The sequence below is a fragment of the Rhizobium sp. 42MFCr.1 genome, from assembly GCF_000377185.1.
Lineage (GTDB): Bacteria > Pseudomonadota > Alphaproteobacteria > Rhizobiales > Rhizobiaceae > Rhizobium > Rhizobium altiplani.
In genome coordinates this window covers 47,451-70,772 of the sequence record NZ_KB897826.1, presented here as the reverse complement: position 1 = coordinate 70,772, position 23,322 = coordinate 47,451, and the positions used below count along the sequence as shown (strand labels likewise).

Annotated in this window: 18 protein-coding genes and 1 tRNA gene; 7 read left to right on the top strand and 12 right to left on the bottom strand. The window is 60.1% G+C overall.

Annotation, left to right across the window (positions count from 1 at the left end):
* Window positions 1-155: 155 nt before the first annotated feature.
* Complete coding sequence (locus tag C934_RS0111380; RefSeq protein ID WP_018856850.1) at window positions 156-401, bottom strand: helix-turn-helix domain-containing protein; 246 nt, start codon at window positions 399-401, stop codon at window positions 156-158.
* Window positions 402-983: 582 nt separating this feature from the next.
* On the opposite strand from C934_RS0111380, the gene ppk2 reads away from it, so the two are divergent.
* Window positions 984-1,901: a polyphosphate kinase 2 gene (ppk2, locus tag C934_RS0111375; RefSeq protein WP_018856849.1), complete on the top strand. Its 918-nt coding sequence runs from the start codon at window positions 984-986 to the stop codon at window positions 1,899-1,901.
* A gap of 155 nt (window positions 1,902-2,056) precedes the next feature.
* Here ppk2 and C934_RS35110 read toward each other — a convergent pair whose 3' ends face one another.
* A complete protein-coding gene (locus tag C934_RS35110; protein WP_192305905.1) occupies window positions 2,057-3,001 on the bottom strand; it encodes a polysaccharide pyruvyl transferase family protein in 945 nt (314 codons plus the stop codon).
* Between the two features lie 141 nt (window positions 3,002-3,142).
* Here C934_RS35110 and C934_RS0111365 point away from each other — a divergent pair, with 141 nt between their 5' ends.
* Complete coding sequence (locus C934_RS0111365) at window positions 3,143-3,886, top strand: hypothetical protein (RefSeq protein WP_018856847.1); 744 nt, start codon at window positions 3,143-3,145, stop codon at window positions 3,884-3,886.
* 152 nt (window positions 3,887-4,038) lie between these two features.
* On the opposite strand, the gene C934_RS0111360 is transcribed toward C934_RS0111365, so the two are convergent.
* Window positions 4,039-4,115, bottom strand: a tRNA-His gene (locus tag C934_RS0111360).
* Between the two features lie 127 nt (window positions 4,116-4,242).
* Window positions 4,243-4,692 (bottom strand): phasin, encoded by a 450-nt coding sequence (locus C934_RS0111355; RefSeq protein ID WP_018856846.1) that lies wholly within the window; start codon window positions 4,690-4,692, stop codon window positions 4,243-4,245.
* A gap of 215 nt (window positions 4,693-4,907) precedes the next feature.
* Between C934_RS0111355 and C934_RS0111350 the strand changes: the two genes are divergently transcribed.
* Window positions 4,908-8,582, top strand: coding sequence for a PAS domain-containing sensor histidine kinase (locus tag C934_RS0111350; RefSeq protein WP_026371748.1), 3,675 nt, complete (start codon window positions 4,908-4,910; stop codon window positions 8,580-8,582).
* A gap of 223 nt (window positions 8,583-8,805) precedes the next feature.
* Here C934_RS0111350 and C934_RS0111345 read toward each other — a convergent pair whose 3' ends face one another.
* Entirely contained in the window at window positions 8,806-10,758 is a 1,953-nt protein-coding gene (locus C934_RS0111345; protein WP_018856844.1) for an acetoacetate--CoA ligase, read from the bottom strand.
* Window positions 10,759-10,921: 163 nt separating this feature from the next.
* Between C934_RS0111345 and C934_RS0111340 the strand changes: the two genes are divergently transcribed.
* Window positions 10,922-12,802, top strand: a complete 1,881-nt coding sequence (locus C934_RS0111340) for an AsmA family protein (RefSeq protein ID WP_026371747.1) — start codon at window positions 10,922-10,924, stop codon at window positions 12,800-12,802.
* Here the strand turns inward: C934_RS0111340 and C934_RS0111335 are convergent, their stop codons facing one another.
* The 5 genes from C934_RS0111335 to C934_RS0111315 all read right to left on the bottom strand — a co-directional run bounded on the left by C934_RS0111335 (window position 12,803) and on the right by C934_RS0111315 (window position 18,414).
* The gene (locus C934_RS0111335) at window positions 12,803-13,621 is read right to left on the bottom strand and encodes an ABC transporter permease (protein ID WP_018856842.1); all 819 of its coding nucleotides are present in this window, start codon (window positions 13,619-13,621) and stop codon (window positions 12,803-12,805) included.
* A 2-nt stretch (window positions 13,622-13,623) separates the two neighbouring features.
* The gene (locus C934_RS0111330) at window positions 13,624-14,535 is read right to left on the bottom strand and encodes an ABC transporter permease subunit (RefSeq protein WP_018856841.1); all 912 of its coding nucleotides are present in this window, start codon (window positions 14,533-14,535) and stop codon (window positions 13,624-13,626) included.
* A 3-nt stretch (window positions 14,536-14,538) separates the two neighbouring features.
* Entirely contained in the window at window positions 14,539-15,681 is a 1,143-nt protein-coding gene (locus C934_RS0111325) for an ABC transporter ATP-binding protein (protein ID WP_018856840.1), read from the bottom strand.
* A 93-nt stretch (window positions 15,682-15,774) separates the two neighbouring features.
* Window positions 15,775-16,875: a polyamine ABC transporter substrate-binding protein gene (locus C934_RS0111320; RefSeq protein ID WP_018856839.1), complete on the bottom strand. Its 1,101-nt coding sequence runs from the start codon at window positions 16,873-16,875 to the stop codon at window positions 15,775-15,777.
* A 126-nt stretch (window positions 16,876-17,001) separates the two neighbouring features.
* Window positions 17,002-18,414, bottom strand: coding sequence for a helix-turn-helix domain-containing protein (locus C934_RS0111315; protein WP_018856838.1), 1,413 nt, complete (start codon window positions 18,412-18,414; stop codon window positions 17,002-17,004).
* Window positions 18,415-18,605: 191 nt separating this feature from the next.
* Here C934_RS0111315 and aceA point away from each other — a divergent pair, with 191 nt between their 5' ends.
* Both aceA and C934_RS0111305 read left to right on the top strand, forming a co-directional pair.
* Entirely contained in the window at window positions 18,606-19,895 is a 1,290-nt protein-coding gene (aceA, locus tag C934_RS0111310; protein ID WP_018856837.1) for an isocitrate lyase, read from the top strand.
* A 22-nt stretch (window positions 19,896-19,917) separates the two neighbouring features.
* On the top strand, window positions 19,918-20,154 hold the full coding sequence (locus C934_RS0111305) for an SMc00767 family acetate metabolism repressor (protein WP_018856836.1): 237 nt from the start codon (window positions 19,918-19,920) through the stop codon (window positions 20,152-20,154).
* Between the two features lie 17 nt (window positions 20,155-20,171).
* Here C934_RS0111305 and C934_RS0111300 read toward each other — a convergent pair whose 3' ends face one another.
* Window positions 20,172-21,041, bottom strand: coding sequence for a LysR family transcriptional regulator (locus C934_RS0111300; RefSeq protein ID WP_018856835.1), 870 nt, complete (start codon window positions 21,039-21,041; stop codon window positions 20,172-20,174).
* Between the two features lie 87 nt (window positions 21,042-21,128).
* Here C934_RS0111300 and C934_RS0111295 point away from each other — a divergent pair, with 87 nt between their 5' ends.
* Entirely contained in the window at window positions 21,129-21,362 is a 234-nt protein-coding gene (locus C934_RS0111295) for a hypothetical protein (protein WP_018856834.1), read from the top strand.
* Here the strand turns inward: C934_RS0111295 and C934_RS0111290 are convergent.
* On the bottom strand, window positions 21,335-23,176 hold the full coding sequence (locus tag C934_RS0111290) for a methyl-accepting chemotaxis protein (RefSeq protein WP_018856833.1): 1,842 nt from the start codon (window positions 23,174-23,176) through the stop codon (window positions 21,335-21,337). The genes C934_RS0111295 and C934_RS0111290 overlap by 28 nt on opposite strands.
* Window positions 23,177-23,322: the final 146 nt, after the last annotated feature.

Here is a 23,322-nt window from a genome sequence, read left to right as displayed (position 1 = left end):
CCGGACAATCAGCGGCGGTAAAATTACCCTTCGCGAGCAAGAGCGTTCAGCGGTTCGGAGGAGATGGTTAAGAAAAGATGAAGGGCGGTGTTACAGGCGTTTTTGGGAGAGGCAAGGCCAGGCGGGCGACTGCCTGCCCGGCCCTGAGGTCATTATCACATCGGAGCAAACGATGAGAGCGGCACCTGCAATGCAGAGGCGATCCGCTTGAGCTTGGCGGGATCAGCATCCTCACCACTCTCGATTTCCTCAATCTCATTAACAACCAGGCCACAAGTCACTGCGAGGTCGTCGAGGCTATAGCCTACGGCCTCTCGAGCGGCACGTACAGCAGCGGCTACATTCACGGCCGAAACGGCGGTAGCCTTGGATGCATCCAGATTGCTGAGCGAAATGGACATTTACGTCTCCTTCTGAAATCACTCTGAATTAACCCCCGACCGGAAAATGACACCCCCGATCACGATTTGCAATGCAGTACGGTTAATCCGTGATCAACGAGAGCGCGGCAACGGAGCCTCGGGCAAGTGGGCAAAATCTGATTGCCCCTTGTTAGCAAAGCACATTTTCCTGACCGCCTCGCCGGCCACATGGACGTTGCCACCTGTTGAAAAAACGTCTCGCACGCGGCGATTTGTCACCTATTCTTAGGCATGGGCGCATGTTTCGGGCGAATCATTTGCGGCCGAAACTGGGCAAATGAGACGACAAAGGCCGGGAGACGAGTTCTCGATGAAAGCGCATCCGCGGTTCATGTGACACCGCCCCTAGGTTACTGCCCGGCCCTCATTCACTCGGCAGGCGCACGCAAAAAGCGACCACTCTTCGAACGCAGCAAAGCCCACGCCGAGTGTCACAGGAGGTTCATTCTAAGGGAATAAATCCGACTAAGGATCTGCTGGAAGATGACGACTGTTCAGAGACATCGTCGCCATGCCGCCACGTTTCAAACCGCGCCACGAACGCATCGAGGGTGAACGCCTATGAACAACATATCCGACATCAACCAGTCCGATTGGCTCGAAGCCGAACTGGCCGACACCATCGATGAGGACTACGAGCTGGAACTCTCGGAGCCGGCGCTGTCAGACGCGATCCGCAAAATCTATCGCAACGCCCATCCGGCATCGATCCCGCGGCTCGACTATTTTCGCGCGCTGCTTTCGCTGCAGGCGGAGTTGATCAAGCTTCAGGATTGGGTGGTCTATAATAAGGAGAAGGTCGTCGTGATCTTCGAGGGTCGCGACTCCGCCGGAAAGGGCGGCGTGATCAAGCGCATCACGCAACGCCTCAATCCGCGCGTTGTCCGCGCCGTCGCCCTGCCCGCGCCTTCCGACCGCGAGAAGACTCAGTGGTACTTCCAGCGCTATGTCCCGCATCTGCCTGCCGGGGGCGAAATCGTTCTTTTCGACCGCTCCTGGTACAATCGCTCGGGCGTGGAGCGGGTGATGGGCTTTGCGAGCGAGGACCAGGTCGAGGAGTTCTTCAACGACGTGCCGGAATTCGAACGCATGCTCGTTCGCTCAGGCATCCGGCTTGTCAAATACTGGTTCTCGATCACCGATGAAGAGCAGCAGATGCGCTTCCTCGTGCGCATCCACGACCCGCTGAAGCAGTGGAAGCTTTCGCCGATGGACCTGCAATCGCGCGTCCGCTGGGAAGGCTATACCAAGGCGAAGGAAGAGACCTTCGCGCGCACCAACATTCCGGAAGCCCCGTGGCATATCGTCGAAGGCAACGACAAGAAGCGCGCACGGCTGAACTGCATCGATCACCTGTTGCGTCAGATCCCTTACACTGAGGTGCCGCACGAGGAGATCACCCTGCCCAACCGCGTCTTCAATCCGGACTACGAGCGCAAGGTGCTGCCGCCAGAACTCTACGTTCCATCGAAGTATTGATTGGTATGCGCTTGGGGGAACGGGGCATTCGCCTTGTCCCCACTCGCGCGGCAGGCGAAGCGGTGCTCTGGCTAAGCTTTCCGGGTTCGCCGGTGATAAGCCTTTGAGACCGACCATTCTTGGAGAGCGATCAGGATGGCCCAGAATCTTGGAAGTCACTTGAAAGGAAAAGACGAAACTAGCTGGTCTAGCAACTGGTTGCTTGGCGTGGAGACAGTTAGGTCTTCGCCCTTGATTCCATTGCTCAATATTTCATGGAACTCGACCGGAGGCGAAAACGCAACTCCTCGCTGTGCCTCATAGTCTCTGAACTTGAAGCCATCGCCTTTAATAGAGTTTTCCGGCGCTACCCACCTTGACGGTACAACGTACGCATCGGCGACAATGAGCCCGTGCAAGCTGCTGGAGACGATCACGTCACACGCCGAAATCAACTCGCAAATCTCCTTCGGCTTCTGCAGGAGATCGATAATCTGCCATCCTTTAGGAAGGCTGCTCGCGTACCTGTCCCTGAAAAGTGGAAGGGTTGCAAAATGAGGGATAATTCCAACAGCGAATTGCTTAATGCCCCGCATAGGCCAGAGCCTGGGGAGAAGGAGAGCCGGGTCGCCCAACGGCAAACGTTGCTTCACTCTCGCGGCCGTGAGCGGCCCGCGGACGGCATGAAATTTCAATCGTTGCGGCCACACGGCCGCAGAATTCTCGTTCATGAAACCCGAGCCCCAGACATGCAGCGTTCTCCAGGGACGTCTTGAAAGAAGCGGAACACTCGCGCCCTTCTTTCTTCTGTAATAGGAGTCCAGAATGCTGCCAACGCCGAGGAGTTCCGCGGAGCCATGCTTGACGTAGTTGGCTTTGAGGCCAAACATTCCTTCCAGCAAATCAGCCATTAGGTTGTCGCCGAAGTTCTCCGCCTCCTGACCGAACCGGCTACCTACGGAAGCCGCATATACATTAATAGTCCGGGACATCACATACGCTCGCAGAGCCAAAGACTTCGATCTGAAGCAGATCGAGGTAATCGGCGGTTGACGCTTCGAACGGAAAAACACCAAGGGCGCGATCTCATTGGCGCTGAATTTTCTCCTTTCAGATGCCACGAAAAGCCCAGTCGCGTTCTTGAGTTTGCCCTTTCTCTTACGATTTTTTTCACTACGGACTCCAAATCCATGTCGGGTTCGCATACAGGGTTGCTTGGGCGAAAGCCAGCCAATTGGTGGCAATCTGTAGGTGACGCAAAAGTGAAAATCGACGTAACGATCATTGCCGGTCGTCGACCGGAACTCCTGCGCGCGACACTGGACAGCTTCTCCCATCGAGCATTTGCCCACCACGATGTGCAAAACGTCTTCGTAAATATTGATCCCATATTCGGAGACGAGGCTGACTTAGGGGTCTGCGTCGAAGTCGTAAGGCGCTACTTCCCATCACCTGTTATTTTCACGCCCTTTGACGCGGGCTTTGGTTCCGCGGTGAAAAGGCTCTGGTCGTCGACGACGAGCGGCTTCGTCATGCACCTGGAAGACGACTGGCTGGCGTTGGATGACATCGACTCTCGCATCGAGGCTTGTTTCGAGTCTGAGAACGTCAAGCAGGCATCATTCCACACTGCCAATCAAAACTGGGACATAGCGAGGCGGGGATATCTTCATAGGCGCAGGCGCTACACGACCATCTTAGGCATCAAGCTTCCGCTTCCTAGAACTTATCCGAAATTCACGACATCTCCCTCGGTTATTGAGGGCAATTTCGCCAGGATGAGCGCCGTTCTTATGGACCCGCTCTTCGATCCGGAGAAGCAATTCTATTCAGGTGTGAATTCGGCCTTGGAGCGCGCCGTCGCAGGCTACGATAACTATATATTCTCTCCGGACCGCAAGCCGATAGTTGAGGACACCGGACGCACGTGGCGGGAAGAACGGGGGATCTCGAAAAACATTCGCAATGCCACCTCTTTTTGGGAGGGCGCGGACGGCGGAAGCTGACCCGACGAGCTTTCGGCGGTATTGCCACGCCAATTGCAGAACGCCTAGACCTTCAACGCGCCAGATGTTCGAGACAAGTTCCAAGTAGCATTCCCGGAACATGGTTCCCGGGCGGGCAGGGTCGGTTGTACTCTGATTTCATTGTGGAAGAATGGTACGGTTGGGGGGTCTCGAACCTCCGACCTCAGGTGCCACAAACCTGCGCTCTAACCAACTGAGCTACAACCGCACAAGTCGCGTCCCACGCGACGGGGGTCACATACGAGGACTTGGAAATTAATTCAAGCCCTATCTCGCCCCAATATACAAAAAGGCCGGACAAATGGTCCAGCCTCTTCGTGTGTCCTGTTAAAGAATCAGGCCGCCTTGAAGGAGGCCATGACCTTTTCAGCTGCTTCCTTGGAAGGCTTCGCAAGCTTTTCGGCAACCTGCTTGGAGGTTTCCTGCATGGTCTTCGCCTGCTCGATCGTCAGCTCGACCTGCTTGCGCAGGAAAGTCGTCTGGAGTTCGACGAGCTCGGCGACCGACTTGACTGCAAGCAGCGCTTCCATGTGGGTCAGCGAGTTTTCCGCGTTCGTGCGCAGAGCGTCGATCGCCTTGTGGCCGATTTCAACAGCGCCGGCCTGGGCAGTCTGAACCGTGACTTCGAGCGTCTTGCTCGCTTCTTCGCCGGCGCTCTTCATCTTGGCATAGGCCTCACGCGACTGCTGTGCGCCCTTTTCCGCGAAGTCGCGGAAAGATTCAGTGAACTTCGAAGGATCAAACGACGACATTGAAAAAACGTCGTCCATCTTTATGTTAGCCATTGGTTTGCGCTCCTTTTGCCTCGGCATGCGTGATGGCCTCGTAGGTTAGATGTCCATTATATAGCGCAGATTTTTGTGCATTGCAACATACTTGTGCGGCGCACAATCCGTTAACCTTTCCAGCCGAAAGCCGGACGCCGTTCTGGACCCCGTTCCGGGCTATCGTTATTAATAGACTATTAATTTTCACGATGACCGAAGCCGAAGGTTCGATCATGCCCGCAGTGCAGTACCCGTTCATCGACATCGCCGTGCATGCCCGGGTACGGGAACGCTTTTCGCGTGGCGAAGCGATGGTGCTGCTGTCGGCGGATCTCGGCCGCGCGCTCTGGGCGAACGGCGCCGGCGCCGAGCTCTTCGGGCAATCGGCGGTCTACGATCTGCTCGACCAAGGCATAAATGCGGCTGACATCACCTTTCGCCAGCTGGAAGCCACAGCCCGGCAGCTCGTGAATGTCGGCGACAGCCGCAACTTTATGATCCGCATTGCCCGGGGCTTCCAACGTGTTGCCGTTCAGGCAACTGTCGAACTGATCCGCCTTTCCTCCGGGGAGCGCGCGGTTCTTCTGTCCCTGCCGGTTGCGACCAACGCCCTGTCGATCAAGGCATCCGCCGAACGGATGCTCAAGGGACTCGACGATCCGGATACGCATATGGCTGTGATCGGCGCCGACGGCGAAATCATCGCCGCGTCGCCCGGTTTTGCCGCGCTGGGCGTCACGGAGCAAACCGCCAAGGCCATGACGACGCTTGCGGGCGGCCACGCGGACCGATTGGTGAAACGGCCCGTTGCCACCGGCAAGGGCCTCCTTCCGGCCGCCGTCGGACGACTCAGTGACGAGCCGGCCCTCAATCTCCTATTCGCCGTTGAAACCGTCATCGGGCATCTCGACCCGATCGACTCTCAGGCGCCCGCAGAGGACTTTTCCACAGCCGCCGTTAACCATAAGGAGGCACCGCAGGTCGCGAGCTTTGTCGACGCGATCGATGCCATTGCTGGCATCGAGGACATGGAAGAGCTTCCCGAGGAGAACAATCACGAGGGCGAACCCGAAGCCATGACCACGGAAGCTGCCGCAATCGCCGAGGAGGCGATCGGCGCTGAAGCGATGGGCCAGGAAGCCGAACCGCTGCCGGCTCCGACGGACGAGGCTGCCGAGGAACCGAACGCAACCGAGACAACGCCGGAACGCCTGACGGATGAACCCGCTGTGGCCGCTGCCGTCGCATACAGTCCTGCGGAAGCACCAGCAACCGAACATGTCGGAGCCGCCGCCGATCAGGATGCCGCCGTCGCCCCTGAGATAGAGCAGTCGGAGCCAGCCCGGGCCGCCAAGGCGGGTACCTTTGAGTTCAATCCAAATAGCCGCGCGACCCGATTTGTTTGGAAAATCGACGCGGCGGGACGGTTCAGCGAGGTGTCGAGCGAATTTGCCGAGGCGGTCGGACCACATGCGGCTGACGTCGTCGGCACGCCCTTCAGCGATGTTTCGGCACTCTTCAATCTCGATCCCGATGGCAAGATCAGCGAAGCTCTGGCGCGGCGCGACACATGGTCGGGCAAGACAATCAACTGGCCGATCGAAGGGACGAGTCTGGCAGTCCCGGTCGACCTCGCGGCCCTGCCCACCTACACCCGAAGCCGGGAATTCGACGGTTTTCGCGGCTTCGGTGTCGTGCGCCTGTCCGATGCCGCCGAAGATCCTTTGGCGCTAGGCCTGACACTTGGCCCGAACGGCATCGACGCTGCAGCGCTCGAGCAGCAGGCGGAAACCTCTGAAGACGCAGCGTTGTCGGCGCTCGCCGATGAAGTGGCGACCAGCGAGCCGACGGTGGTGGAGACGGCCGCCCCGGCTTTCGAGCCGGCTGCAGAAGAGGCCGCAACCACCGAAGCTGACATTGAGGCGACACCCGAGCCGACGAAACCACAACCATCAGCAGAGCCGCCGGCCCTGCGGATCGTCGAAAGGCCGAGCCGCCGCCTGACCGACAAGATCGTACAGCTCCACGGGGCCGGGCCGCAGCTCACCTCCGCCGAGCAGGCAAATTTCCGCGAGATCGCCAAGCGTCTCGAAGCCTTCGGCGTTCGCGAGCCGCGCAGCGACGACGAGCCTCGGGTAAGCGAAACCGGGAAGCGCGACATCGCGGCAGCGGAAACGCCGAAGGCCAGTATGCATGCTGATCAATCCTCCGCATTCGAGGACGATTCGGTAGACGCCTCGCTTGAACAGAAAGAGGGTGACGAGGCACAGCCTTCTGTCAACGAACCCGAGACGGTCACTTCGGCCTCCGCACCCGACGACGGTGTGACCGAGGGGTTGGAAGAAACCGTCAGCCAGATGGATATGCTGGCGAGCTTCATTCCGCCGCGCGCAAAGATGGGCGCCGGCCTGTCCGCGGCTGCCATCGACCAGCTGCCTGTCGCCGTCCTCGTGCATGCGGGCGACCAGTTGATCCACGCCAACCCGGAATTCATGCGACTGACCGGCTACAAGTCGCTGGAAGCCCTGGGCGAGGTCGGTGGCATCGATGCGCTGCTGCGGCGCTCGGAGCTCGAAGGAAGTGCCGGCCGCTCCGGTTCGATGATGCTGGTAACGGTCGATGATAGTCTCGTTCCGGTCACGGCGCGGCTGCAGTCCATTCGCTGGGAGGAAAGCAGCGCCTTGATGCTGGCGTTGATGCCGGCGGCAAGCGACGCGGCAGTTCGCGCGCGCCCTGCGCCGCCCGCAGAGCCTCGTTCGTTCGAAAGGATGCTGGAGAAGGTCGCCAAGCTGCAGGTGGAAGTCGAAGAACTGCGCTCGATCCTGGAAACGGCGACCGACGGCGTCGTGGTGATCGGCGCTGAAGGCGACATCCGCTCGATGAACCGCTCGGCAAGCGCGCTGTTCAACTACGATGAGGACGAGACCCGCGGAAAGCCCTTCGTCATGCTGTTTGCGCATGAGAGCCAAAGAGCTGTGCTCGACTACCTCGGCGGCCTCTCGGGCCACGGCGTCGCAAGCGTGCTTAACGATGGCCGCGAAGTCATCGGACGCGAAGCCGGCGGCGGCTTCGTGCCGCTGTTCATGACGATGGGACGCCTCACCTCCTCGAGCGGCTATTGCGCGGTCATCCGCGATATCACCCAGTGGAAGCGTACCGAGGATGAACTGCGCAGCGCCAAGAGCGCAGCGGAGACGGCGAGCGAACACAAGACCGACTTCCTCGCGCGCGTCAGCCATGAGATCCGTACGCCCCTCAATGCGATCATCGGCTTTTCCGACATGATGGCGAGCGAGCGCTTCGGCCCCATCGGGCATCCGCGCTATGTCGAGTATGCCAACGACATCGGTCGTTCCGGACGCCATGTCCTCGATATCGTCAACGACCTGCTGGATATCTCGAAGATCGAGGCCGGCGAAATGGACCTCGATTTCGGCGCCATCGACCTGAACGAGGCGGTTTCGGAGGCGGTCTCGCTCCTCCAGCCGCAGGCCAACAGCCAGCGTGTCATCATCCGCACAGCCCTATCCCAGGCCGTGCCTGACGTCGTCGCCGACCTCCGTTCGGTCAAGCAGATTGCACTCAACATCCTGTCGAACTCGATACGGTTCACGCCGGCGGGCGGACAGATTGTCGTCTCCACCTCCTATGAGGCAAACGGCAGCGTCGTCTTGCGGGTGCGCGATACCGGCGTCGGCATGACACGGAGCGAACTGGACCAAGCCATGAAGCCGTTCCGTCAGGTGTCCGCACAGTCTCGGCCGCGTGGCGAAGGTACGGGACTCGGCCTGCCGCTGACCAAGGCGATGGTCGATGCCAACCGGGCCATTTTCGCGATCAGTTCCGCACCCAACGAAGGCACGCTGGTAGAGATCGCCTTCCCGTCACAGCGGGTCCTTGCAGGCTGAGCCAAAAAAGGCAGCCGGAGGGGCTGCCTGAGAGTTGGGGTGTGCTGTTCAACAAGGGCTTAGTTAAGCAACATCATGTTTCAGGAGCCCAAGGCTCCGGCTGCCTCGTTCATCTGCAGCCCCAAGTTAAATTCATTCATGACCAACGTTTCTTAACGAAAAGTTGCCGCCGCCTTCAATCTGTTAACGGTGAAAGCTTGTAGTGGCCGGTTGCACCCGTTGCTCACGCGCGCAGTTCGGCAAGCCCCGCGAAGAGATCCAACGCCTCCGGATTGGCAAGCGCCTCCTTGTTCTTGACCGGCCGACCGTGGACGACCTCGCGCACCGCAAGTTCAACGATTTTCCCCGATTTGGTGCGAGGAATATCGCTGACGGCAATGATCTTTGCCGGCACATGCCGTGGCGAGGCGCCTGTGCGAATGCGGCTCTTGATCGCCTTCGTCAGGTCATCGGTCAGGAATACGCCGGGCGCGAGGCGCACGAACAGAACCACGCGGACATCGTCATCCCATTCCTGGCCGATGCAGAGAGCCTCCGCGACTTCGCCCATCTGTTCGACCTGATTGTAGATCTCCGCGGTTCCGATGCGGACGCCGCCGGGATTGAGGGTGGCGTCAGAGCGCCCGTGAATGATGATGCCCTCGTGCGCGGTCCACTCCGCGAAGTCGCCGTGGCACCATACATTGTCGAAACGCTCGAAGTAGGCTGCCCTGTACTTCGCCCCATCAGGATCGTTCCAGAACATCACGGGCATCGACGGAAAGGCCTTTGTACAGACGAGTTCACCCTTTTCCTGGCGAACCGGCCGGCCCTCGTCGTCCCACACATCCATCGCCAGGCCGAGGCCCGGCCCCTGGATTTCGCCACGCCAGACTGGCTGCAAGGGGTTGCCGAGGACGAAGCAGGAGACAATATCCGTGCCACCGGAAATAGATGCGAGTTGCACGTCTTCCTTGATGCCTTCGTAGACAAAGGAGAAGCCCTCCGGCGAGAGCGGCGATCCGGTCGATGTCATCAGCCGAAGACTGGCGAGGTCGTGAGTGGTGCGCGGCGTCAGCCCGCTCTTGCGCACCGCGTCGATATATTTCGCCGAGGTCCCGAAAACAGCAAACTTCTCGGCTGCCGCAAAGTCGAAGAGCACATTGCCGTCAGGCGCGAAAGGCGAGCCGTCGAAAAGGCAAAGCGTGGCACCTGCCGCCAAGCCGCTCACCAGCCAGTTCCACATCATCCAGCCGCATGTGGTGAAATAGAAAAGCCTCTCGCCGGGTTGAATTCCGCAATGCAGCCGGTGTTCCTTGAGGTGCTGCAACAATGTGCCGCCGACCGAGTGGACGATGCACTTCGGAACGCCGGTCGTTCCCGATGAGAAGAGGATATAGAGCGGGTGCGCGAAGGGCAGGCGCGTAAACTCGACAGAACGCGGCTCGAAGGGCGCGATGAAGTCGTCCAGCGTCTTGGCGCCGGGTGTTTCGTCTGCGACCGCGACGGCATCCCCTGCATAGTGGACGACGAGGCATGGCGCGCCTAATTGCTTCGTCACGGTCGCCACCTTAGCCTTCACGTCCTGCAGCTTGCCGCCATACCAATAGGCGTCGCAGGCGATGAAAAGCTTCGGCCCGATCTGGCCAAACCGGTCAAGAACACCCTGCTCCCCGAAGTCGGGCGAACAGGACGACCAGATCGCGCCGATCGACGCGGCCGCCAGCATGCAGGCCACCGTCTCGGGCATGTTCGGCATCATCGCCGCAATCCGATCTCCGGGACCGATCCCCATTGCCTTGAATGCCTGCTGCAACCTGGAAACCAGGCCACGCAGCCGGTCCCAGCTCCAACGATCGGCAACCTTGTCCTCCCCCCGAAAGATCAGTGCATCGTCAGCGCCTTCTCCGGAAAGCAGGTTCTCGGCAAAATTCAACATCGCATCCGGGAAGAAGCGCGCATCGAGCATGACATCGCCATCGAGGAGCGCGCGTGCTCCGCGCTCGCCCTTGACGCCGCAGAACTCCCAGACCGATGTCCAGAACCGTTCCCTGTCGGCGACAGAAAAAGCGTGCAAATCATGGTAGCTTGTCAGGGAGAGATCGAAGTCACGGTTGCACTGCTGCATGAAGGCGTACATCGGGCTCGCTTCGACCGATGTACGCCAAGGCATCCAGAGTGGCTTATCGTCGCGCATTCGAGACTTCTCCTATTTGTTCGCCTGTATACCATGCAATATCAGCTTATAAAGGGAGTGACGAGCAAAGTCAGAGGCTCGCGTTTGCATGCAGCTTGCATTTGATATATCGGGCATTTCAGAGCATTAACGGCGGCGACGGCCGAAAATACCGGCGGAATTCATGGGTACGTCAAGACAACCGCGATGGCGGAAGAAAATCAGACCCGTGTCACGCTGGCTGCCTGGCTTCGCCCGGCTTGCCACAGCCACCCTGCTTGTCGTCTTGTCGATCTTCGTGGCGCTTCGTGTCGCCGCCCCCTACCTGATTTCAACCGGCCTCGTTCGCTCCGGCATCGAGGATGCCCTGTCCAAATGGGCCGGCTATCGTGCCGAGGTCGCGGGCAAGCCGGTCATCGAATTCTGGCCGACGCCTCGCATCACCCTCAGCAAGATCTCGGTTCACCAGAAAGGCGACAGCAATAGGCTGCTCGGAACGATCGAAAGCCTCTCCGCCGAGTTCAGCCTGATCGATGCGATCCGAGGGCGCGCGAGCTTCCACGAGTTCCACCTTTTCCGCCCAAACCTGCAACTCACCCGTGAAAGCAGCGGCGTGATCGACTGGACCAATGAGGGGCTTCTGGCGCGAGCGATCTCAGGCGCGCGTGAGGAAGGTGGAAGAGAGGTTCTAGATCGGAAACTGGATGCCGCCGTCGGTGCCATCACAGTTGAGGATGGCACCGTCAACGTCGCCGATGTCGCAAGCGGCAGGACTTATCGCTTCGAGGGTGTGACCGCCGACGTCAGCTGGCGCAAACTGTCGAGTCCGATTACCGCCGTGCTGATCGCACGGATGAGTGGGCAGGATCTCAAGCTCGATTTCTCGTCCCCCAGCCCGCTTCTCATTTTCGGCGGCAACAAGGCCGAAATGAGCGGATCGCTGACTTCGAGCCTGCTCACGGCACGGTTCCAGGGACTCGCGAACATCTCGCATCTCTTTGACCTCTCCGGCAACATGGCGCTAAACATCCCCGATCTGCCGGCACTGTTGACATGGGCCGACCGCTCGCTGCCGGGTATCGCGACCCTCAAGACCTTCTCGATCGAGACCGATGTCGCTTCGGTTGCGAACGGATTCCGCTTCGACAATGTCAATATGAGCATGAATGGGTCGAATGCGAAGGGCGTGATGGACGTGGCCTTTCCGCCAGGCAAACGCGCCAAACTCGGCGGCACGCTGGCCTTCGACCAGATGAATTTCAGGTCGCTCTTCGATGCATTCGTGCTTCGTCTGGCCGCCGGCGAGGCTGGCGGACGGCCTGATGGCGGTGCGCTGCAGAAACTCGATCTTGATCTCCGGCTTTCCGCGAAACAGGCCCTCATCGAACCTTTCATCCTCTCCGATGTCGGAGCGGGCATCATCGTTTCCAGCAACGAGGCAAAGTTCGACATCGGTGACAGCGAGTTTGAAGGCGGCTCCCTGTCCGCTCATCTCGAGGCGATGCGCGGTGATTTCGACGGCGGCGGCAAACTGCAACTGTCGATCCGCGGCGCCGACTTCGCCGGGCTGATCGAGCGGCTTCAGCTGAAGGGGCCACTGCCCCTTGCCACCGGCTCTCTCGACATGTCGATCAAAACGACAAAGCCGCTCTGGAAGGTCGAAGCCGGCGACGTGACGGGCAGGATCGCTTTCCGCGCGCGCTCGGGCTCGCTTCCGGGCTTCGATGCGGAGGCCGTACGCGAAGAAGCCACGCGCGCGGACTTCTTCACGCTGAACGCGGTATCCCACCGTGCCTTTGCCTTTGACAATTTCGACATCGCCGCCGATCTCGCCGATGGCGTGGCGACCATCCATGGCGGCCGTATCGAAGGTCCCCAGCAGACGCTGATCCTTTCCGGCGTCATCCCATACCACTCGAATGGATTGGCACTGTCGGGGACGATCGAAGCAACTGACCCGACAGCATCGACGAGTTTCCCGCCTCTGCCGTTCTTCGTTGGCGGCGCGTGGCCGGAGCCGGTGATCTCCCCGGCTCCCGTCACGCAGCAGGGATCGACCAAATAATCACGGCGCGTTTGCAGCCGCACGTTCGTCACGCTCGCGCTGCAGTTCACGGCGTTTCGTGATGGTGGAGGCGCAGATGACGCCAATCGCCACGACTGCAATGAGAATAGTGCAGACCGCGTTGATTTCAGGCGTTACCCCGAGACGGACCTGGCTGTAGATCTTCATCGGCAGCGTCGTCGCCCCAGGGCCGGAGGTGAAGCTCGCGATGACGAGGTCATCCAGCGACAGCGTAAAGGCGAGGATCCAGCCGGAAAGCACGGCAGGCGCGATGATCGGAAGCGTCACTTCGAAGAAGGTCCGCACCGGTGGTGCGCCAAGATCCTGCGCCGCTTCCTCAATCGACCTGTCGAACGTCAACAGTCGCGACTGCACAACGACGGCGACGAAGCACATGGTGAGCGTGGTGTGCGCCAGCGCGATCGTCCAGAAGCCGCGGTCGAAACCGATCGCCACGAACAGCAGTAGAAGCGACAGGCCGGTAATCACCTCGGGCATGACAAGCGGTGCATAGACCATGCCGGAAAACAGCATGCGGCCGCGAAAGCGCGTGTAGCGCACCAAGGCGATCGCGGCGAGCGTTCCAAGGACCGTTGCCGCCGTGGCCGAAAGGAGGCCGACGCGGATCGTCACCCAGGCGGCATCGAGCAGAGCCTGATTGTGCAGGAGCGAGACGTACCATTTGGTCGAGAAGCCGCCCCAGACAGTCACCAGCTTCGACTCGTTGAAGGAAAACACCACCAGCAGGACGATCGGCAGATAGAGAAACGCAAAGCCGAGCGCGACAGAGGCGATGTTGAAACGGGTCCATCTCAGCATGTCTATCTCCCCTGCTCGTCGGCCTTGGCCTGCGCGTTCTGGAAGAACACGATCGGGATCACCAGGATCAAGAGCAGGATCGTCGCCACCGCCGAGGACACCGGCCAATCGCGGTTGGAGTTAAACTCGTTCCACAGCGTCTTGCCGATCATCAGCGTCTCCGATCCGCCAAGCAGGTCGGGGATAACGAACTCGCCAACCGCGGGGATGAACACCAGCATGCATCCGGCAACCACACCTGGCAGCGACAGCGGGAAGGTTACCCGCCAGAATGCGGTAATCGGCGTGCAGCCGAGATCCTGCGCTGCCTCGATCAAGGTGCCGTCCATCTTTTCCAGCGAGGAATAGAGGGGCAGGACCATGAACGGCAGATAGGAATAGACAATGCCGATGTAGACCGCGACATTCGTGTTCAGAATGATCAACGGCGTATCGATGGCGTGCACCGACAGTAGCAGCTGGTTGAACAATCCCTCCGGCTTCAGGATTGCGATCCAGGCGTAGACGCGGATTAGGAAGCTCGTCCAGAACGGCAGGATGACGAGCATCAGTAGCGTCGGACGGATGCTGCGTGGGGCCTGGGCCATGCCGTAGGCGATCGGATAAGCAATCAGCAGCGTAAGGAACGTCGATACGCCAGCGATCACGACGCTCGATATGTAGGCGTTCAAATAGAGCGGGTCGTCGAACAGATAGCTGTAATTCTCGAAGGAAAAGGTGCGCATCTTCGCCCAGAACTCGGCCCAGCCGTCAGCCAGAGCAAAGACCGGCTCGTAGGGAGGCATGGCGATTGCCGTCGTCGAGAGCGATATGCGGAAGACGATGAAGAACGGCGCCATGAAGAACAGCAGCAGCCAGACATAGGGAATGATGATGACCAGGCGATTGTAGAATGCGGAACCGAGCTTGCCCATGGTTCAATCCTTGAGGAGGACGCCGGCATCCTCGGCGAAGGTAATCCAGACTTCCTGGTCGTAGGTGAACGGGTCGTCGACAGCGCGCTGCGCATTGAGGAGCGAGGCCTTGACCACCTTGCCGCTCTTCAGCTTCACGTGGAAGACCGTCATGTCGCCGAGATAGGCGATGTCCCACAGCTCCCCGGACGCCGCGTTTACCCTCGGATTGGCTGGCGGCTTGCGCGAGACCTTCAGCTTTTCCGGACGGATGGCAAAGCCGACTGGCGCGCCCATTGCCGGCTTTTCGGGAGTGACGACACTGATCGAGAAATTTTCGTCGACGGCGATCTCGACGGTGCTGTCGTTCGTGCTCGCGACCTTGCCATCAAAGATATTTACGTCGCCGATGAAGTCGGCGACGAAGCGGGAATTCGGCGCCTCGTAGATCTCCGCCGGTGTCGCGACCTGGATGACCTTTCCGTGGCTCATGACCGCAATGCGGTCCGCCATGGTCATCGCCTCCTCCTGGTCGTGGGTGACCACGACAAAGGTCAGGCCGAGGTTTTGCTGCAGGTCCATGAGCTCGAACTGTGTTTCCTCGCGCAGCTTTTTGTCGAGCGCGCCAAGCGGTTCGTCGAGCAACAGCACCTTCGGTCGCTTGGCAAGGGAACGCGCCAGGGCCACGCGCTGGCGCTGGCCACCGGACAGCTGGTTCGGCTTGCGCGTGGCGAACTTCTCGAGCTTCACCATCTTCAGCATCTGCAGAACGCGCTCGGTGATCTCCTCTTTGGGCATGCCATCCTGGCGCAGGCCGAAGGCGATATTCTTCTCCACCGTCATATGCGGAAACAGCGCATAGGACTGGAACATCATGTTGACCGGTCGCTTGTACGGTGGCGTTCCAGCCATGTCGGTACCGTCGAGGACGATTTCGCCCGAGGTCGGCTGCTCGAAGCCTGCAAGCATGCGCAGCAGCGTGGATTTCCCACATCCGGAAGCCCCAAGCAGGGCAAAGAACTCACGATGATAAATATTCAGGGACAGGTCATCGACGGCGGTGAAGTCACCGAACCGCTTCGTGACGTTATTGAACGATATGAACGGCTTCGATGCCGGGTCTGCCCACGGCGCAAAGGAACGGCGAATATTGCCAAGTGACTTCATTATGTGCCCCGAAAAGTCATTTTGAGAACCGACGTCCCCGCAATCGGCATGATAAGGAAAGGCCCGGGCGTTGCCGTCCGGGCCTGATACTCTTTACTGGCCGGTGACGACTTTCGTCCAGATCCGGGTCGCCGTGCGCTGCGTTTTCGGATCCCATGGGGTGACGCTATAGAGCTTCTTCATCACGTCCTCGCTCGGATAGACCGACGGGTCTTCGAGGATTTCCTTGTCGATGAACTGCTGCGACGCCTTGTTGCCGTTGGCGTAGAATACGTAGTTGCTGGCCTTGGCGATGACTTCAGGCTTCATCATGTAGTTGAGGAATTCGTGCGCCTCGGCAACATGCTTGGCATCCGCCGGGATCGCCATCATGTCGAACCACATCTGCGCGCCCTGTGACGGAATGGAGTAACCGACCTCCACGTCGTTCTTGGCTTCGGCCGCACGGTTGGCAGCCTGGAAGATGTCGCCGGAATAACCGAAAGCGATGCAGATGTCGCCGTTCGCCAAGGCGTTGATGTATTCCGAGGAGTGGAACTTGCGAACGAAGGGCCGTACCTTTTCCAGCATTTCGCCGGCCTTCTGCAGATCGGCCGGCTTGCTCGAATTGGGGTCAAGTCCGATGTAGGTCAAGGCAGACGGCAGGACGTCCTTCGGCGCATCGAGGACATAGATGCCGCAGTCCTTGAATTTTTCCGCAACCTTCGGATCGAAGATGACTTCGAGGCCCGGCGCCTTTGCGTCCGGCCCGAGGATTTCGGCGAGCTTTTTCTTGTTGTATCCGATCCCGTTGGTGCCCCACATGTAGTCCACCGCGTATTCGTTACCGGGGTCGTACATGGCGGTGCGCTGCTGGATCATATCCCACATATTCGAAAGGTTCGGCAGCTTGGATTTGTCGAGCTTCTGGAAGACGCCGGCCTGGATCTGGCGCTGCAGGAAGTCGCCGCTCGGGACGACAACGTCATAGCCGGTACCGCCGGCGAGCAGCTTGGTTTCAACCGTCTCGTTGGAATCGAAGGTATCGTAGACGACCTTGATGCCGGTTTCCTTGGTGAAGTCTTCAAGGATGGAGCTGTCGATATAGTCCGACCAGTTGTAGACGTTGACCACCCGCTCCTGCGCAAAGGACGGCGCAGCGGCGAATGCAAGCACAACGGCGCTCGCTGCAAGTCTTGCGAATGTTGACCTCATGATATCTCCTGTCTTCTTCTTGCTTTGTGGCGCCTGTAGACGCCGACCCTCTGGTTTTGCAAGCAGACTAGAAATGTTTTTGAGAGCCCACAAGCGCAAAAACCTGCACTCTCAATCATTTCACGATCATTGAAAATCAAAGCTGCTGAGGCCCGCAACCATCTCGTCGAGGCCCAATGGTCGTGTGACCGGCGGCTCGGCGCGTGAGAGGCATCCGCGCCGTTCGCAAAGGCGGCAAGCAGGTCCTATCGCAACTGGCTGCTGAGACGTTGCGACCTGGCCGTAGACCGACGCTTCGCCGGCGGCAGCGTCGCAGCCGATCTGCAATGCGGTGCGCCTGACGCGCTCGCCGAACGCGGCGTTCGGCCCTTCAAGCGTCCGGGAGACCGTGAGATAGCGGGCGCCATCCGGCATTTCGACCGTTTCGGCAAGGATCTGGCCCGGCTGCAGGAAGGCGGCATGAATGTTCAGCTTGGGACAGCCGCCGCCGAAACGCGAATGAGGGAAACCCTGCGCCCCAGCCCGCCGCAGTCGGTGACCGGCGGCGTCGATCTCAATCATAAAGAAGGGAATCGCGGAAGCGCCCGGTCGCTGCAGCATGACCAGCCGGGCTGCGGCCTGCGCATAGGAAACTCCGAAGCGGGAACGGAGGATATCTACATCGTATCGGCTGCCTTGGGCCGCGGAGAGAAATGGCCCATAGGGCATGGCAAGCGCCAAGGCGCCGTAACGACAGAGTTCGAAGCGCGCTATCCGCTTCGCCTCCGGCGTCGACAGCGCCAGACCATCGAGTTCCGCCAGGATCGCATCACGCAAGGCGAGCGTTGCCACCTCGATGGCGATCTCATGCGCCTGATCGGCCGGCGACAGGCGCTCGGAAACGAAGAGCCGCATCGAGTGCCGGTCGAAGCGGCGCCGCAGATCGGGCATGACGTGAACGGGAAGGACACGCACGCTGATCCCGCGTTCCGCCCGCAGCCACTCCCTGAACGCGGCCGGCAGATCGCGCGGCTCGGCAAAGCGGGCCAGGAAGGTCTCCGCCGCAGCCTCCAGTTGAGAGAAATAGGCGGAGCGCCGCTCCATGATATCGCGGACCTCGTCGGCCGGCAGCCGCGCACCGGCGAGCGGTACCTGCCCCGCGTCGGCCGTCAACGACGTCAGGTCCGACAGGCGGCTCGCCTGTTCGCTATAGGCCCGGTACAGCTTGATGATGCCGCTTGCCGCGTTGGGCGCGGCCTCCGCGACCTCCACGAGTTCCTGGTCGCCGGGAAGCTCGCCGGCCAGGAGCGGATCCGCAAAAATCTCGCGCAGCTGGTTGAGGCTGCCGCCGCTCTCGTCCCTCAGCTCCTCCAGATCGACTTTGTAGACCGACGACAGCTTCAGGAGCAGTTGCACCGTCAGTGGCCGCTGGTTGCGCTCGATAAGGTTGAGATAGGATGGAGAGATGCCAAGCTCCTCGGCCATCGCTGACTGAGTCAAACCGAGGCCGTTGCGAATGCGCCGGACCTTTGGCCCCGCAAAAATCTTGCGCTCCGCCATGTGACAATCCTTTACAAAAGTCCGCGCAGATAACTTTACAATACTTTACAAATTGACAGAGCCAGCCTGTCAAGGCTTTGCATCCTAACTCGTTTCTGATGGCTACTCCATAGAAAACTCTGGTCTTTTTCCGGGATCTGTAAATTCTGTCAATCATCCAAACTGACCACACAATCTGCAAGGAGCATAAGATGACAGAATTTGACAAGCTGCACCGGGACCTTCCAGCTGGGCGATTCAATGGGGTTGAGCGTCCCTACTCGATCGATGACGTCAAGCGGCTGCGCGGCTCCGTCGAACTGCGCTATTCCCTCGCGGAAATGGGCGCCAAGCGGTTGTGGCAGCTTCTGCATCAGGATGATTTCGTCAATGCTCTCGGAGCCCTGTCGGGCAATCAGGCGATGCAGATGGTTCGCGCCGGATTGAAGGCAATCTACCTGTCCGGCTGGCAGGTCGCCGCGGATAGCAACACCGCCTCGGCCATGTATCCGGATCAATCCCTCTATCCGGCAAACGCCGGTCCGGAACTGGCCAAGCGGATCAACCGGACCCTGCAGCGCGCCGATCAGATCGAAACATCAGAGCAGAACGGCCTCTCCGTCGAGACCTGGTTTGCGCCGATTGTTGCTGACGCGGAAGCAGGCTTCGGTGGCCCGCTGAACGCCTTCGAGATCATGAAGGCCTATATCGAGGCCGGTGCAGCCGGCGTCCATTTCGAGGACCAGCTGGCGTCGGAGAAGAAGTGCGGCCATCTCGGCGGCAAGGTCCTGATCCCGACCGCAGCACACATCCGCAACCTCGATGCGGCTCGCCTCGCCGCCGACGTCATGGGTGTTCCGACGCTCGTCATTGCCCGCACGGATGCGGAAGCCGCCAAGCTACTGACCTCAGATATCGACGAACGCGACCAGCCCTTTGTCGACTACGATGCCGGCCGCACGGTCGAAGGCTTCTATCAGGTTCGCAACGGGCTCGAGCCGTGCATCGCCCGTGCCGTCGCCTATGCACCGCACTGCGATCTCATCTGGTGCGAGACGTCGAAGCCGGATCTCGAGCAGGCACGCCGTTTTGCCGAGGGGGTCCACAAGGTGCATCCCGGCAAGCTGCTCGCCTACAACTGCTCGCCGTCGTTCAACTGGAAGAAAAACCTGGATGACGCGACGATCGCCAAGTTCCAGCGCGAACTCGGCGCAATGGGCTACAAGTTCCAGTTCATCACGCTTGCCGGCTTCCACCAGCTGAACTTCGGCATGTACGAACTCGCCCGCGGCTACAAGGACCGGCAGATGGCTGCCTATTCCGAATTGCAGGAGGCGGAGTTCGCGGCGGAGATCAACGGCTACACCGCGACCAAGCATCAGCGCGAAGTCGGCACCGGTTACTTCGATGCCGTTTCGATGGCCATCACCGGCGGACGTTCGTCGACTACGGCGATGAGGGAATCCACCGAACATGCACAGTTCAAACCAGCAGCAGAATGATCGCACCAAGGAGGAGAATGCCATGCCTACTCTTGCACGCGTCAAGGAACGCGCTGAAGAACAGTCCACCTGCATGACCACAGACCAGCAGACGACGATCCGCGCGCTCGCCAACGATCTGCACCGACTGAACCAGTCGGTCATGAAGGCGGTCGATGCCGGTGTCTCCGTCGAGATCGTTCGCTCGGCGAGACACCACGGCGGCGACGGTAACTGGGGAGATCTTTTGATCCCCATCATAGTCGCGGGGCGCAACTGAGATCGCGGCGGGCGCCCTCAACTTCGGCTGGCGCGCCTGCCCGCAAACAGATCGACATAGCTCTTCAGCAATTTCGTCATGCGATCGGCAACGGTCCGGATTTCCGGCCGGTGCCGATCCTCGTTGTTCATGACGATCCACTGCCGGTGGCGCAATTCCGGCAGTTCGCCGCCAAGACGTTGCAGTTCGGGATCGAGGTCGCCGACGAAGCATGGCAAGACCGCCTTGCCCGCCCCTCCTCTCACCAGCTCCAGCAGCGAGCGTGGCCGGTTGACCGTTGCAACGATCAAGCCGCCTGCATTGCGGTGCGGCCAGCGGAGATAGTTCGAGATCGCATCCTCTTCGGAGACGGCCACCCACCTGTCCTCGGTCGCGTCAACATTGCGTCTCGTATAGACCGCGTAGGCCACCTCGCCCAGCAGGCGGGCGGCAAGGTTGCTTTCTTCGGGCTCGAAGGCGCGGATGCCGATATCGCTTTCCCTGTAATTGAGGTTGGCGCGCGCTTCGCCGACCGTCAAAGAGATAGCGAAGGCATCGCCGGGTTTGCGGATCGCGGCGAAATTCTCCGTCAGAAGCCACGCGACCCAAGTGCCGGCGGCAACCTTGACCGTCGCACCAACGCTCCCGGCCTGCCGCCAGGCGTCAATCTTGCGCGCCGCGGCCTCCATGTCCTGCAGATGATCCAAAAGGACCTGGCCATCCGCGGTGAGGCTGTAACCCTTCTGGCTGCGGATGAAGAGCGCCTTGCCGATCTCATGCTCGAGATCGAGCATGCGACGACCAATCGTGGCGGGACTGAGCCCGCTCGACGCACTGGCGCCCGTCAGCCCGCCGAAGCGAGCGACCTGCACGAATAGCTGAAAGGAATCCCATTGTGTGTTTTTCATCGATGAAAAACATAGTGAGGAAATTCCCGTTTATAAACCAAATTTCGAGGAATAGCTAAGGCGATGCCCATATAGAAGGACATCGCCATGATCACTCTCATCGCCGTCGCCCAGATTGCAGACCTGCTGAATGGCAGTCGTGACAAGTACTCGGCAAAGGCCGAAAGCGAATTCTACGAGAGCCTCGGCAGCTCCCGCGCGGTCCGTGTCGCGGCTTTCCTCACGTCTCCGTGGCTATGGAGCGGGAAGCGCCGCTCCGGAAGAACGGACGCTTGCCGATCCGGGAACGTCGGTCACGCCGCATGCCTCACGCGGTCGTAATTCTGGGCGGCTTCGAACCGGAACTGCTGTACCAGCGTCATCAACGCATCGGCCTCGTTGGCGAGCTGGCGGCTCGCCTCGGTCGTTTCCTCGACCATGGCGGCGTTCTGCTGCGTCATCTGGTCCATCGCATTGACCGCGCCGTTGACCTCCTGCAGGGCAGCGGACTGATCCTGGCTTGCCGTCGCAATCATTTCGACATGGCTGCTGATCGCAATGATCTCCTGGCTGATCGCGGCGAGCACGGCACCGGTCTTCTGCACAAGGCCGGAGCCTGCGGCAACCTCGCGCGTCGACTTCTCGATCAGCCCCTTGATTTCACGCGCCGCATCGGCGGACCGCTGTGCAAGTTCGCGCACCTCCTGCGCAACCACGGCAAAGCCCTTGCCCGCCTCGCCAGCCCGGGCGGCTTCGATACCGGCATTCAACGCCAGAAGGTTCGTCTGGAACGCAATGTCATCGATGACTTCGATGATCTGCTCGATCTGCTTCGACGCCTCTTCGATACGGTTCATCGCCGCGACCGCGTCGGTGACGACAGCGCCTGAACTATCGGCGTTTTTCTTGGTCGCGGACACGGCATCATTCGCTTCGCGGGCACGTACGGCCGACGATTTGACGGTCACGGTGATTTGCTCAACTGCGGCCGCCGTCTCCTCCAGGTTGGCAGCCTGTGCTTCCGTACGCTTCGAAAGCTCATCGGCAGACGCCAGCATCGCGCCGGAGTTGTTCTGGATCGAAGCGGTGTTGTCGCGAATGCGCGCCAAGGTTTCCTGCAGCCGCACGAGCGACGCATTGAAATCGACGCGAAGCTGCTCAAGGCGACCGACAAACGGCGTCTGGATCGTCTGCGAAACATCGCCCTGCGCCAGGCGCCCCAAACCGGCGGCGAGCTGGTTGACGGCGAAGTCGATCTGGCCGTCAAGCGCGCGCTTCTCGTCGTCGTTGCGGGCACGTTCACTATCGCTAAGCTGCCGCTGTTCGGCCGCCTGCATCTCCAAGTCCTGGCGGGCGCGGGCGTTGTCGCGGAACAGCGCGAGCGCGCGTCCGATCGCGCCGAATTCGTTCTGCTTCTCAACGCAAGGGATCGGCCTGTCGAGATTGCCGTCGGAAATCGTATGAATGGTCGCCGTCAGCGCCTCGAGCGGCCTGATGGACGCCCGGATGGCGAAGTAGGCTGCCACGCCGACGAGCAGCAATACCGCTACACCGACACCGGCCACCAGCATCAGCAGTTGCTGCAGGCTGCTGTAATAGACCTCCATCGGGATGCCGATGAACAGGATGCCGACGTTTGAACCGGCCGTGTTCTTCACCGGAAAATAGCCTGTCATGAACTTCCGACCGAAAAGGTCAGCCGGGCCGTAGTAGGCCTGCCCCTTGGCCAGTACCGCCTGCGCGGGATGATCCGCCGCGAGCTTCGTGCCGACAGCGCGGTCGCCGTTCTCTTTCTTGACGTTCGTGGAAACACGGACGTAGTCGCTGCCTTGGCGTTCAAAGACGGTGGCAACGCCAGCAATCGACTGTGCGGTGCGATCGACCAGAACGTGATCGCCGAGCGATGGCAGCTTTTCCTCGGTTACCCCGGCAAGCTCGTTGTTGCTCACGTCGACCTTCACTCCGGCATCGCTCGCGCCGTAGAGGACCGCCATCGTCCTGCTTGCATCCTTGGCGTCAGACACGGCGCTCGTCATCACGTAAGCGCTCAGATTGTAATAGGTGGCGCAGACGATCGCTGCGGTGCTGAAGACGAGTAGAACGAGTGTGATGGCGACGATCTGACGTACGATGGAAGCCGAGAACAGGCGTAGCATAGGTATCCCCTGAGACGTGAGCCCCGGAGGCTAATGCGAAAATTTAAAGAAAATCTTCAAAAAATTGATAATCGTCGAAAACTTAAAAAGACGCGGCCGATATTCGGAAAAACAGAAGAACCCGGGTATACCGGGGCCTTCCAAGC